A 13934-nucleotide genomic window follows, 5' to 3' on the forward strand; every position below is an offset into this window, starting at 1 on the left:
GTTCGTTTTAGTGTTGACACAGAACATTCGTTCTGATAAATTAAATATACAAACAAACGTTCTAGGAGTGAGATTAATGTTAATTAAGACAAAACAAAAGTTTTTAATATATATAGCTGTAGTACTCATCTCTTGCATGGTTTTCCTAACATTCTTTTTAAGTGTAAATCAAAGTGCGCATTCAGAACAAACGTACGAAATGACAGATCATGAAATTCATCAACAGGATAATAATAAATCAAACTATAAAGTTGAAGACAAACAAAATAGCGAACAAAATGACACTTCAGTGTTCGCTTTAGTTAATTAGTAATTTATTAAAAATATGATGAGTAAGTATTGTTAATGAGCGTAACTATTTGGTTACGTTCATTTTTTTGATATATTCTACACAAGAATTTAAAGTAGGAAATCATATATATTTTAAGAGTCTTACACATTTTGTTTTAAAATTAACAAGGAGCGTGACGATAATGTCTAAGGAAGATTTAAATATAGATAGAATCAATGAGCTAGCTAAAAAGAAAAAAGAAAAAGGTTTAACAGAAGAGGAAGCTAAGGAACAATCTAAATTAAGAAAGCAATATTTAGATTCATTTAGAAAAGGGTTCAAGCAACAGCTTGAAAATACTAAAGTAATAGATCCTGAAGGAAATGATGTTACACCTGAAAAGCTTAAAAAAATTCAATCTGAGAAAAACAATAAATAATGGAAGTAGGTTGTTCAAGGTAGTTCTTGAACAATTTGTATGAGCTGATTTATCAGATTTTTCTTTATCATTTTAATTTAAAATAAGTTATAATTATATTTAGATATTATTTAAGAAGGGAAGACACAACGATGTTTAACGAAAAAGACCAATTGGCTATCGATACAATACGTGCACTAAGTATTGATGCTATCGAAAAAGCAAATTCTGGACACCCTGGTTTACCAATGGGAGCTGCCCCTATGGCGTATACATTATGGACACGTCATCTTAATTTTAACCCCCAATCTAAAGATTATTTTAATAGAGATAGATTCATTCTTTCAGCAGGACATGGCTCTGCTTTACTATATAGTTTATTACATGTATCAGGTAGTTTAGAATTAGAAGAACTAAAACAATTTAGACAGTGGGGTTCTAAAACTCCAGGTCATCCAGAGTTTAGACATACAGATGGAGTAGAAGTAACAACTGGGCCACTAGGTCAAGGATTCGCAATGTCAGTGGGAATGGCACTTGCTGAAGATCACTTAGCTGGTAAATTTAATAAAGATAATTTTAATATGGTTGATCATTACACATACGTTTTAGCTTCAGATGGAGATTTAATGGAAGGTATTTCACATGAAGCTGCTTCATTTGCGGGCCATAATCAATTAGATAAGTTAATCGTTTTATACGACTCTAATGATATTTCACTTGACGGTGATTTAAATAAATCATTCTCAGAAAATACACAATCTAGATTTGAAGCATATGGTTGGAATTATATTTTAGTTAAAGATGGCAATGATTTAGAAGAAATTGATAATGCTATTAATAAAGCTAAATCACAACAAGGCCCAACTATTATTGAAGTTAAAACTGTTATCGGTTTTGGTTCTCCAAATAAAGCTGGTTCAAATGGAGTACATGGCGCTCCGCTAGGTGAAGATGAAAGAAAACTTACTTTTGAAGCTTATGGACTTGATCCTGAACAACGATTCAATGTACCTGAAGAGGTTTATGAAATCTTCCAAACTTCTATGTTAAAACGTGCTAACGAAAATGAAGATGCTTGGAAAGCTAAATTAGAAGATTATAGCAAAGAATATCCTGAATTAGCAGAAGAATTTAAGTTAGCAATTAGTGGTAAATTACCTCAAAACTATGAAAAAGAGTTACCTAAATATGATTTAGATCATAAAGGAGCATCTAGAGCAGATTCTGGAGAAATTATTCAAAAACTTAGTCAAACAGTACCATCATTCTTTGGGGGTTCTGCTGATTTAGCAGGGTCTAATAAATCTAATGTCAAAGAAGCTAAAGATTATGATAAAGAAACACCAGAAGGTAAAAATGTATGGTTTGGTGTACGTGAATTTGCGATGGGTGCAGCAGTGAACGGAATGGCTGCTCATGGTGGATTACATCCTTATGCAGCGACATTCTTCGTATTTAGTGATTACTTAAAACCTGCATTACGTTTATCAGCTATCATGGGTCTTAACTCAACATTTATCTTTACACATGATTCAATAGCTGTAGGTGAAGATGGTCCAACACACGAACCAATAGAACAATTAGCGGGCTTACGTGCTATTCCGAATATGAATGTTATTCGACCTGCAGATGGTAATGAAACACGTGTAGCATGGGAAGTAGCATTAGAATCAGAACAAACACCAACTTCTCTAGTTTTAACACGTCAAAACTTACCAACATTAGATATTGCTGAAGAAACTGTAGAAGCGGGAGTTCGTAAAGGAGCTTACGTAGTATTTGAATCAGAGAAAAATCCTGAATACTTATTATTAGCATCTGGTTCAGAAGTTAGTTTAGCAGTAGAAGCTGCCAAAGATTTAGACAAACAAGGTAAAGGTGTTAGAGTTGTATCAATGCCAAACTGGTTTGCATTTGATAAACAATCAGATGATTATAAAGAATCAGTATTACCATCCTCAATTACAAAGCGTGTAGCAATTGAAATGGCATCTCCATTAGGTTGGCATAAATATGTTGGAACAGAAGGCAAAGTTATTGGTATTGATGGCTTTGGCGCAAGCGCACCTGGTGATTTAGTAGTTGAAAAATATGGATTTACTAAAGAAAATATATTAAATCAAATTCGCACATTCTAATAAATTTAATAATTAGAGAAGGGTTACTAGCTCAAGTTTATTAGCTAGTAGCCTTTTATTTTTACATAAATTTAATTGTCAATTTGTTAAGAAAAACAAATATTTGTTATCATTGCTAATGGTAGGTATCAGTTATCACTTTAAAGTGCCTCTTGAAATAACAAAGTGAATTTAGTAAAATTCAGTAGGATAAAGAAAGTGGGTGAAACAATGGCAACTTGGTTAGCAATAATTTTAATCATTTTAGCACTTATCGTAGGATTAATCGGTGGTTTCTTTTTAGCAAGAAAATATATGATGGATTACCTCAAAAAAAACCCACCTATCAATGAAGAAATGCTACGTATGATGATGATGCAAATGGGCCAAAAACCATCTCAAAAGAAAATCAATCAAATGATGACAATGATGAACAAAAATATGGACCAAAACATGAAAGGCAAATAAAGCCTATAAGTTCAGGCGTCTCAGTGTTTACAATAACCACTGTGACGCTTTTTTATTACTTATTAAGATATGATGATTAATTTTATTTATGAATTAGTAATTTTTAAAGGCAAGTTTTTTAATGATTGATTAAAATATATTGTAAATCGTAACTTAAAAACAAAAGAGTATTAAAAAAGTTAAAATTATTAAGTTACACAGCAATAAGTTTGGTTTACTATTTAATTGGGGGCGATAAATAATGACAAGTCGTAATAAGGAATTACTCAAATTAGGTTTTAATATAGTAAACTTAACTATCTATATCGTTTTAATCTATTTATTAATTAAATTATAGACGGGTTACTTATATATTAGTGATCAAACCTTCAATAACACATGCCTTAGCAAAAAATAATTTGCTAAGGTATTTTTAAAACTGTATGGGAACTTAAATTAGTTATTGATAAAACTGGTTTTTAAATCTTTAGAATTTTAGAAAGTTTAAAGTAGTCATTGATATAAGGATAGTGATATACTATCATATGATGAATTAAGAGTATTAAGTTTATGTCATAAGAAGGTGTCAAATTGGCTTATTTAATTTTTTCTATTGTCGTTGCTTTTTTAATGGGCGCAGTAGTAATTGTAATAAGAATGAAAGCACAAAAGTTTCCAGTTAATGAGAAAAAAATCATTTTACCTCCATTCTTTATGGCTACTGGGGCTTTAATGTATATTATTCCATATTTCAGATTAACAGGTATGGAAATGTTAGAATCACTAATTTTAGGTGTACTATTCTCAACTGTTTTAATTTTCACATCAAGATTTGAAGTCAAAGGCAGTGAAATTTACATGAAGCGTTCTAAGGCATTTCCAGTAATTTTAATTTCGTTATTAGTTATTAGAACTATTATTAAAATCTTTATTAGCAATGAAATTAACCCAGGTGAAATAGCTGGTATGTTTTTCTTACTAGCGTTTTGTATGATTGTACCTTGGAGATTAGCAATGTTTTATAAATATAAAAAGTTAAAAAAATCACTAGTTAAGTAGTGTATTGGCCACTTGTCATATTATTTGATGAGTGGCATTTTTTACTTGAAAGTTGATATTAAGAATATTAAAATATAAATACGAACAAATGTTCTTCTTAGGAGGATGATTATGAAAATTATACATACTGCTGATTGGCATCTTGGTAGAATCTTGAATGGTAAACAGTTATTAGATGATCAAAAATATGTATTAACTAAATTTATTAATCATATGGAAAAAGAAAAACCTGATGTCATAGTTATAGCAGGTGACTTATATGACACCTCTTATCCGAGTAAAGAAACTATGAGTTTACTTGAAAATACAATTGCAGAGTTAAATATAAGACTTCAAATACCTGTAATTATGATTAGTGGGAATCATGATGGAAAAGAAAGATTGAATTATGGGTCATCATGGTTTGAACATAATCATTTGTTTATAAGAACCAAACTTAAGGATATACATAAACCTATAGAAATAAACGGGGTGCAATTTTTTGCTTTACCTTTTGCGACAATAAGTGAAGTACAACACTTTTTCGAAGATAAAGAAATCAACACTCATCAACAGGCTTTAAATCGCTGCATAGAATATATGTCTCAAAATATAGATGAAAATAAAGTGAGTATTTTAATTGGTCATTTAACTATTAAAGGTGGTAAAACATCTGATTCAGAGCGACCTTTAACTATAGGAACTGTAGAGTCAGTTGAAAGACAGTCATTTGATCAATTTGAGTATGTTATGTTAGGGCATCTACATCATCCTTTTAGTGTAAATGAAAAAAACATTAAATATAGCGGCTCATTACTACAATATTCATTCTCTGAAGTGAATCAAGCAAAAGGTTATCGCATAGTTAATATCGATGAAGTTAATCATGTAGAAGATACATTTAAATCTATTGAACCTTTAAGAGAATTAGAGGTTATAGATGGGGATTATGATGATGTTATTGAAGAACGAGTTTCTGTGAAAAATAAAGATAATTATTTTCATTTTAAACTCACTAATATGTCACATATTAATGATCCAATGATGAAACTTAAACAAATTTATCCTAATACATTAGCATTAACTAATCATACATTCGAACATATTGAAGAGTTTAATAATGTAGAGATAAAGAAACAAGATGATCAATCTATAATTAAGTCGTTTTATGAATCAATGACTAAAGAGGAAATTAGCGAAACTCAATCTAATAAGATAGCTGAAATTTTAAATAATATTATGAGAAAGGAAGTCTAATAAATGAAACCATTAAATTTGAAGTTAAACAATTTTGGACCCTTTCTTAATGAGACAATAAATTTTAGTCAAATTGAAAATAATGAACTCTTTCTAATAAGTGGTAAAACCGGGTCTGGTAAGACAATGATTTTTGATGCTATTGTGTATTCATTATTTGGAGAAGCTTCAACTAAAAATAGAAAAGAGGGTGACTTAAGAAGTCATTTTGCTAGTGGTAAAGAACCTATGAGTGTGACATATGAATTTAAACTAAATAATCAAATATTTAAAATTCACAGGGAAGCTCCTTTTATTAAAGAAGGTAATACTACTAAAACTCAAGCAAAACTTGATATTTATGAGTTAATTGATGATGTTTATGAACTAAGAGAAAGTAGAGTCAATGCAGGTAACCAATTTATCACTCAAATTATGGGCGTGAACGCTGAACAATTTAGACAATTATTCATTTTGCCTCAAGGTGAATTTAAAAAGTTCCTACAATCAAATAGTAAAGAAAAACAATCTATTTTAAGAACGTTATTTAATAGTGAAAGATTTGAAGAAATACAAAAGTATTTAGTAGAAAGCGTTAAAAATGAAAAATTACAAATAGAAAATAGATATAATGAAATAGATTACTTATGGAATGAACTTGCTACGTTTGAAGATGATTATTTACTTAAAATAAAAAATATAGAGAGCTCGCAAACCGAGAAAATTTTAGAACGTTTACCAAAATTTATAAATCACGGTAAAAAAATATTATCTAACTATAAAAAGCGAAAAGATATGTTGGACCACGAAGTTGAAAAAGTTACAAATGAATATACATTTAGTAAAGAGTTGAACCAAAATATAAACTCTCTAGAAGAGAAAAAGAAATCATTCGAACTCCTCAAACAAAATCAAGATAGTATTGATCATCTTAAGGTTGAACTAAAGAAAATAAGAGAATCTAATGTTTTGATTAATTATTTCAAAAGGCAAAAAGTTGTTAATAAAGAGATTGAGGAATTAGAGACTGAAATCACTAAATCAAAATCTAAAGAAGAAGAATACGAAACTCAAATTAATAATGTAGAAAAGACTCTTAAATCTTTAGAATCAGAAGCACCAGAAGTTAACAAAGCTAACAAATATCTTGAACAAACTTATAATTTTTACAATAATCTTGATGATTATATTAAAGTCTTTGAGCAAAAGCCTATTTATCATGAGGAATTAAATAAGTTAGAAAAAAAGTATTCCGATTCAAAAGAGCAAAAAGAAAATCTTCTGAATCAAGCTAAAGGAAAATCAAGAAATTATGAAATAGTTGATCAATATATAGATGAGATAAATAAAATCAAAACTTTAATCGATGATACTGAAAGGTATTTGAAAAGTGAAGAACAAGTTCGGAAAATTAAACAAGAACAATCTGAAAATGTAAGACAAATTAAAGATTTAAAAGACAAATATGCAAACTTAGAGCATATCATTTCACAGGTTGATGCAACTAATATTGATTTAAACAATAAGGAGACATTTGTTAAAGAAATTCAAACGGCTCTTTCAATTGGAGATACATGTCCAGTTTGTGGTAACGAGATTCATTCACTTGGAGAACATATTAATTTTGATTTGATTGCTCAAAATAAAAAGCATTTAAAAGAGCTTGAGGATAGTAAAATCTCCATCAATGAGAATATCATTAGGTTAGAAAGTAAAAATGAAGAATTGACTAAACGAAAAGAGGACATCAATTTTAAAGATCAAGAAATTCAAGATTTAGATGAACTTAAATCGAAGTTAGAAGAGATAGAGAATGCTAAAAGGCTTCAACAAAAAGAAAATAAATTTTTAGAGTCAATTAATGAAGAAGAGAAGAATTTAAATCAAAATCTTCATACATTTGAGCTAGACCTAAATAATAAAAAAGCGCAACTTGAACAATTAGATATTAAATTAAATGATTTTAAGAGAAATACACAGTTTGAATCGTGTACATCATTTAAGCAGTACTACGAGAATAAAAAGCAAGAGACTCAAACTTTTAATGAGCGTAAAGAAACTATAAAAGACCAACTAAATGAACTTAAGAATAACTTAAATATAGAGTCAACTAATGTTAGGCATTACAATCAAAATTTAGAAGCTAGAGTTGAAGAAGAAAATCAGCTTACTATTAACATTAAAGATGAGATGAATCGAAATGGTTTCGAAACTTATGAAGAAATTGAAGAAGCAATAAGTTTAAGTGAAAATAAAAGTAATATTGAAGAAAAAATTAATGACTATAACAAACAGTATCAAACCTATGAGATTGAGATTAGCCAATTGGAAAAACTTGTTGACGGTAGAGAACTTACTAATTTAGAAGATATTGAAACGCATCTAAAAACAAAAAAACAAGCATTAGAGCAAATTAATTCAGAAGTTGCAACAATAGCATATAAGCAAGAAGCAAATATAAAAAATATTGATAAAATTGAAGACTTAATCAATACATTAAATGAAGAATTAAAAGAGCAAAAAGAGATATTTTTACTAACGGAAATTCTCTCAGGCAAAAATAGTCATAAACTAACACTAGAAAATTATGTGCTCATTTATTACTTAGAAAAAATTATCTTTCAAGCTAATCAACGTCTATTAACAATGAGTGGAAATAGGTATCAATTGATAAGAAGAGAAGCTATTTCTCAGGGCTTCAGTGGTCTTGAAATAGATGTATTTGATTTTCATTCTAATAAGTCTAGACATATTAGTTCTCTTTCTGGAGGGGAAACATTCCAAGCTTCTCTTGCATTAGCATTAGGTTTAAGTGAGATTGTTCAACAAGAATCTGGTGGCATTAATTTAGAATCAATGTTTGTTGATGAGGGATTTGGTACTTTGGATCAAGAAACATTAGAAACTGCCCTTGATACTCTAATTAACTTGAAATCTTCCGGTAGAATGGTGGGAATTATTTCACATGTAAGTGAACTAAAACAGAGAATACCACTTATTTTAGAGGTATCTACTAACCAGTATCAAAGCCAAACTAGATTTAAAAGAAATTAGTAATATACAAAACAGCCGTTATGAGATAATCATAACGACTGTTTTTATAATATTATTAATTTTTCTCTCTAAGTAAATCTCTAATTTCAGTTAATAAAACTGTATTTTCTTCAACTTCTTCCTCTTCTTCTTCTTTTTTCATAATAGTGTTAGCTATTTTTACGAAAATGAAAAGGGCAAAAGCAACAATTATAAAATCAATAATAGATTGTATGAAAAGACCATACTTTATTCCCCAGAAAGACCAATCTTTAGCGAAATCTACTGAACCGAAAATTTTGCCAATTAATGGCATAATGATGAATTGAACTAATGATGTAACGATTTTATTAAAAGCCGCACCCATTACTACAGCGATAGCTAAATCTAATACATTTCCTTTAAGGGCAAAGTCTTTAAATTCTTTTAACATATACTTAATTCCTTTCTAATTAAAATATAAAATCAATTATACAACATATAAATATTTTAGCAAATACTATATTTAAGTAAATTTGATTATGAAAAAGACGTTTGTTATGCTAAAGAGGTGCATTAGTAAAATTAAATTTTTTAAGATAAAAAAAGAATTTTTTAATTTTACTACTTTGAAAATTTAATATTCGGATGAAGGGAGTAATTAATTATGAATTCTTCTTCTCAAGAGAAGAGAAACAAGAAGTTTTCATCAGTGTTTATCTATAGTTCAATCATTGTTGCAATTGTAGTAATCATTGGTGCCATTTGGCCTGATAAGTTCGACTACATTACTAACAATGCTAAAATGTGGATTACTGATAAACTTGGATGGTATTACTTAATTTTAACTACTATTATTGTTTTCTTCTGTATCTTCCTAATTTTCAGTCCAATTGGGAAACTCAAACTAGGTAAACCTAATGACAAACCAGAATTTAATACTATTTCTTGGTTTGCAATGTTATTTAGTGCAGGTATGGGTATTGGATTAGTGTTCTATGGTGCAGCAGAGCCAATGGCTGACTTTGCCGCTCCACCTACAGCAGATCCTAAAACTACAGAAGCTTATACAGAAGCTCTGAGATCAACATTCTTCCACTGGGGATTCCATGCTTGGGCTATCTATGGTGTAGTAGCATTAGCTCTTGCTTATGCGCAATTCCGTAAAGGTGAGCCAGGTTTAATTTCAAGAACATTAAGACCTATTTTAGGTAATAAAGTTGAGGGACCTATAGGAACTTTAATTGATGTTCTTTCAGTATTTGCTACATTAGTAGGTGTAGCAGTTTCACTAGGTATGGGAGCCTTACAAATTAATGGTGGTTTAAACTATTTATTTAATGTTCCTAACAACACATTTGTACAAGGGATTATTATCGTAATTGTTACAATCTTGTTCATTGCAAGTGCATGGTCAGGTTTAAGTAAAGGTATTCAATATTTAAGTAACTTAAACATTAGCTTAGGTGCTATTTTAATGATTATCACTTTAATCATTGGCCCTACAGTTCTAATTTTAAACATGATGACTAGTTCAACAGGTAGTCTATTAAATACTTTCTTATTTAATAGCTTTGATACAGCAGCGCTTAATGGACAAAAACGAGATTGGATGTCAACTTGGACACTATACTATTGGGGCTGGTGGTTAAGTTGGAGTCCATTCGTAGGTGTATTCATTGCCCGTGTTTCAAAAGGGCGTTCAATTCGTGAATTCATTTCAGGTGTTTTACTTGTACCAGCACTTGTAAGTTTCGTTTGGTTCAGTGTATTTGGTGTGCTTGGTATTGAAACAGGAAAAAAACATCCTGAACTATTCAAAATGTCACCTGAAACACAATTATTCGGTGTATTCAATCACATACCTATGGGTATAGTATTATCAATTATTGCATTATTACTAATCGCATCATTCTTTATTACATCTGCAGACTCAGCAACTTTCGTATTAGGTATGCAAACAACATTTGGTTCACTTAACCCAAGTAGTATGGTTAAAGTGACATGGGGAGTTGCTCAAGCACTTATTGCATTTGTTCTATTATTAGCAGGTGGCGGTGATGGTTCTAAAGCCTTAAACGCTATTCAAAGTGCTGCAATTATTAGTGCCTTCCCATTCTCGTTTGTCGTCATAATGATGATGATTAGTTTCTATAAAGATGCAAACCAAGAACGTAAATTCTTAGGATTAACATTAACTCCTAACAAACATCGTTTACAAGACTATGTGAGATATCAACAAGAAGATTATGAATCAGATATTCTTGAAAAAAGAGAATCTAGAAGAAATAAAGAAAAAGAAGAATAATTCGTAATTAACTTTAAAGCCTATAAGTGTGAATTGACTTTCATACTTATAGGCTTTTTTATTAATAAATTTAAATGGGATTGATAACCATTCTCAATTAATAATATTTACTTATTGCACCATAAGCTAATGATAACTTTTTCTTATATAACCTGATTAAAAATGCGAAATGAAAATAAAGCGTTTTCTAATGGTACACAGTTGTTTTGATAAACATATAATAATACAATTTAATTAACGGCATATAAATATATAGAAATATCAAGGGGGATAACAAATGGCTTCTAATATTAAAGAACAAGCAAAGAAACAATTCCAATTAAATGGCCAATCATACACTTACTATGATCTGAAGACATTAGAAGAACAAGGTTTAACTAAAATTTCTAAATTACCTTACTCAATTCGTGTTTTACTAGAGTCTGTATTACGACAAGAAGATGATTTTGTAATTACTGATGATCACATTAAAGCGTTAAGTGAATTTGGTAAAGATGGTAATGAAGGTGAAGTACCATTCAAACCGTCACGAGTTATTTTACAAGACTTCACAGGTGTACCTGCAGTCGTAGACTTAGCATCATTACGTAAAGCAATGAATGATGTAGGCGGAGACATCAATAAAATCAACCCTGAAGTGCCAGTTGATTTAGTCATTGACCACTCAGTTCAAGTAGATAGCTATGCGAATCCTGATGCATTAGAACGAAATATGAAATTAGAATTTGAACGTAACTATGAACGTTACCAATTCTTAAACTGGGCTACTAAAGCTTTTGACAACTATAACGCTGTACCTCCAGCAACTGGTATCGTACACCAAGTTAACTTAGAGTACTTAGCAAATGTTGTACATGTACGCGACGTTGATGGTGAACAAACTGCTTTCCCAGACACTTTAGTAGGTACCGACTCTCACACTACAATGATTAATGGTATTGGTGTATTAGGTTGGGGTGTAGGTGGTATCGAAGCTGAAGCTGGAATGTTAGGTCAACCATCTTATTTCCCAATTCCAGAAGTTATCGGTGTTCGTTTAACTAACTCATTACCTCAAGGTTCAACAGCAACTGACCTCGCTTTACGTGTAACTGAAGAATTACGTAAAAAAGGTGTTGTTGGTAAATTCGTAGAATTCTTTGGTCCAGGTGTTCAACACTTACCTTTAGCTGACCGTGCTACAATCGCGAATATGGCTCCAGAATATGGTGCAACTTGTGGTTTCTTCCCTGTTGATGAAGAATCACTTAAATACATGAAATTAACTGGACGTAAAGATGATCATATTGCACTTGTAAAAGAATACTTACAACAAAACAATATGTTCTTCGACGTTGAAAAAGAAGATCCAGAATATACTGATGTTATTGACTTAGATTTATCTACAGTTGAAGCTTCATTATCTGGTCCAAAACGTCCTCAAGACTTAATTTTCTTAAGTGATATGAAAACTGAATTTGAAAAATCAGTTACAGCACCAGCTGGTAACCAAGGCCACGGTCTTGATAAGAGCGAATTTGATAAAAAAGCTGAAATTAAGTTTAATGATGGCTCTACATCAACTATGAAAACTGGTGACATTGCTATCGCTGCGATTACATCTTGTACTAACACATCTAACCCTTACGTTATGTTAGGTGCAGGTTTAGTTGCTAAGAAAGCGGTTGAAAAAGGACTTAAAGTTCCTGAGTTTGTTAAAACTTCATTAGCTCCGGGTTCTAAAGTTGTAACAGGTTATTTAAGAGACTCTGGATTGCAAGAATACTTAGATGACTTAGGATTTAACTTAGTAGGTTACGGTTGTACAACTTGTATCGGTAACTCTGGTCCATTATTACCTGAAATTGAAAAAGCAGTTGCTGATGAAGATTTATTAGTTACTTCAGTTCTATCTGGTAACCGTAACTTTGAAGGTCGTATTCATCCATTAGTTAAAGCTAACTACTTAGCTTCACCACAATTAGTTGTTGCTTATGCATTAGCTGGTACTGTAGATATTGATTTACAAAATGAACCAATCGGAAAAGGTAAAGATGGTGAAGATGTATACCTACAAGATATTTGGCCTTCAATTAAAGAAGTTTCAGATACTGTTGATAGTGTTGTTACACCAGAATTATTCTTAGAAGAATATAAAAATGTTTACAACAATAATGAAATGTGGAATGAAATCGATGTTACTGATGAACCTTTATATGATTTCGATCCAAACTCAACATATATTCAAAACCCAACATTCTTCCAAGGTTTATCTAAAGAGCCTGGAACTATTGAACCACTTAAAGATTTACGCGTAATGGGTAAATTCGGTGATTCAGTAACAACTGACCATATCTCTCCAGCAGGTGCTATTGGTAAAGATACACCAGCAGGTAAATATTTATTAGATCATAATGTTCCAATCCGTGACTTTAACTCTTATGGATCTCGTCGTGGTAACCATGAAGTAATGGTACGTGGTACATTTGCTAATATTCGTATTAAAAACCAATTAGCTCCAGGAACTGAAGGTGGCTTCACTACTTATTGGCCAACTGAAGAAATCATGCCAATTTATGATGCTGCTATGAAATATAAAGAAGATGGCACAGGATTAGCTGTTTTAGCTGGTAATGACTATGGTATGGGATCATCTCGTGACTGGGCAGCAAAAGGTACAAACTTATTAGGAGTTAAAACTGTTATCGCTCAAAGTTATGAACGTATTCACCGCTCTAACTTAGTAATGATGGGTGTACTACCATTACAATTCCAACAAGGTGATTCTGCAGAGTCATTAGGTTTAGATGGTAAAGAAGAAATCTCAGTTGAAATTTCTGAAGATGTTCAACCACATGATTTAGTTAAAGTTAAAGCTAAAAAAGAAAATGGCGAAGTAGTAGAATTTGAAGTAATTGTACGTTTCGACTCATTAGTTGAATTAGATTACTATCGTCATGGTGGTATCTTACAAATGGTATTAAGAAATAAATTAGCTCAATAATCATTTAATGCTAACTAGCGTTAAAGTTAAATTAAGTTAAACAATTGCCGTGCTAACATTTGTGTTGGCACGGCTTCTTTGTGTTATCCTTAAGTTAAAAA

Annotated in this window: 10 protein-coding genes; 9 read left to right on the forward strand and 1 reads right to left on the reverse strand. The window is 30.8% G+C overall.

Annotated features, from left to right (window positions below):
• Positions 1-76 precede the first annotated feature (76 nt).
• From sosA to sbcC, 7 genes are all read left to right on the forward strand, one after another.
• Positions 77-310, forward strand: coding sequence for a DNA damage-induced cell division inhibitor SosA (sosA, locus tag AC3WQX_RS03940; RefSeq protein ID WP_023350330.1), 234 nt, complete (start codon positions 77-79; stop codon positions 308-310).
• Positions 311-473: 163 nt separating this feature from the next.
• On the forward strand, positions 474-710 hold the full coding sequence (locus AC3WQX_RS03945) for a DUF896 domain-containing protein (protein ID WP_002433819.1): 237 nt from the start codon (positions 474-476) through the stop codon (positions 708-710).
• A 131-nt stretch (positions 711-841) separates the two neighbouring features.
• A complete protein-coding gene (gene tkt / locus AC3WQX_RS03950) occupies positions 842-2830 on the forward strand; it encodes a transketolase (protein ID WP_023350328.1) in 1989 nt (662 codons plus the stop codon).
• 210 nt (positions 2831-3040) lie between these two features.
• The gene (locus tag AC3WQX_RS03955) at positions 3041-3277 is read left to right on the forward strand and encodes a YneF family protein (RefSeq protein ID WP_016898133.1); all 237 of its coding nucleotides are present in this window, start codon (positions 3041-3043) and stop codon (positions 3275-3277) included.
• A 570-nt stretch (positions 3278-3847) separates the two neighbouring features.
• Positions 3848-4315, forward strand: a complete 468-nt coding sequence (locus AC3WQX_RS03960) for a CcdC family protein (RefSeq protein ID WP_002433613.1) — start codon at positions 3848-3850, stop codon at positions 4313-4315.
• A gap of 111 nt (positions 4316-4426) precedes the next feature.
• Positions 4427-5551 carry an exonuclease subunit SbcD gene (sbcD, locus tag AC3WQX_RS03965; RefSeq protein WP_023350327.1) on the forward strand — a complete coding sequence of 375 codons (1125 nt, stop codon included), beginning with the start codon at positions 4427-4429 and terminating at the stop codon, positions 5549-5551.
• 3 nt (positions 5552-5554) lie between these two features.
• Positions 5555-8584 carry an exonuclease subunit SbcC gene (sbcC, locus tag AC3WQX_RS03970; RefSeq protein WP_037548949.1) on the forward strand — a complete coding sequence of 1010 codons (3030 nt, stop codon included), beginning with the start codon at positions 5555-5557 and terminating at the stop codon, positions 8582-8584.
• Between the two features lie 55 nt (positions 8585-8639).
• Here sbcC and mscL read toward each other — a convergent pair whose 3' ends face one another.
• Positions 8640-8996, reverse strand: a complete 357-nt coding sequence (gene mscL, locus AC3WQX_RS03975; RefSeq protein WP_002433596.1) for a large conductance mechanosensitive channel protein MscL — start codon at positions 8994-8996, stop codon at positions 8640-8642.
• A gap of 213 nt (positions 8997-9209) precedes the next feature.
• Between mscL and AC3WQX_RS03980 the strand changes: the two genes are divergently transcribed.
• The gene (locus AC3WQX_RS03980; protein WP_002433960.1) at positions 9210-10850 is read left to right on the forward strand and encodes a BCCT family transporter; all 1641 of its coding nucleotides are present in this window, start codon (positions 9210-9212) and stop codon (positions 10848-10850) included.
• A gap of 277 nt (positions 10851-11127) precedes the next feature.
• Positions 11128-13833, forward strand: coding sequence for an aconitate hydratase AcnA (gene acnA / locus AC3WQX_RS03985; protein WP_023350325.1), 2706 nt, complete (start codon positions 11128-11130; stop codon positions 13831-13833).
• Positions 13834-13934 lie beyond the last annotated feature (101 nt).

It is taken from the genome of Staphylococcus sp. FW104-15G4D, from assembly GCF_058790135.1.

Bases quoted from the DNA above. Each gene is read 5' to 3' on its own strand.
- sosA (WP_023350330.1), top strand. From the start codon at position 77: ATGTTAATTAAGACAAAACAAAAGTTTTTAATATATATAGCTGTAGTA.
- tkt (WP_023350328.1), top strand. From the start codon at position 842: ATGTTTAACGAAAAAGACCAATTGGCTATCGATACAATACGTGCACTA.
- mscL (WP_002433596.1), bottom strand. From the start codon at position 8,996: ATGTTAAAAGAATTTAAAGACTTTGCCCTTAAAGGAAATGTATTAGAT.
- AC3WQX_RS03955 (WP_016898133.1), top strand. From the start codon at position 3,041: ATGGCAACTTGGTTAGCAATAATTTTAATCATTTTAGCACTTATCGTA.
- AC3WQX_RS03980 (WP_002433960.1), top strand. From the start codon at position 9,210: ATGAATTCTTCTTCTCAAGAGAAGAGAAACAAGAAGTTTTCATCAGTG.
- sbcC (WP_037548949.1), top strand. From the start codon at position 5,555: ATGAAACCATTAAATTTGAAGTTAAACAATTTTGGACCCTTTCTTAAT.
- acnA (WP_023350325.1), top strand. From the start codon at position 11,128: ATGGCTTCTAATATTAAAGAACAAGCAAAGAAACAATTCCAATTAAAT.
- sbcD (WP_023350327.1), top strand. From the start codon at position 4,427: ATGAAAATTATACATACTGCTGATTGGCATCTTGGTAGAATCTTGAAT.
- AC3WQX_RS03945 (WP_002433819.1), top strand. From the start codon at position 474: ATGTCTAAGGAAGATTTAAATATAGATAGAATCAATGAGCTAGCTAAA.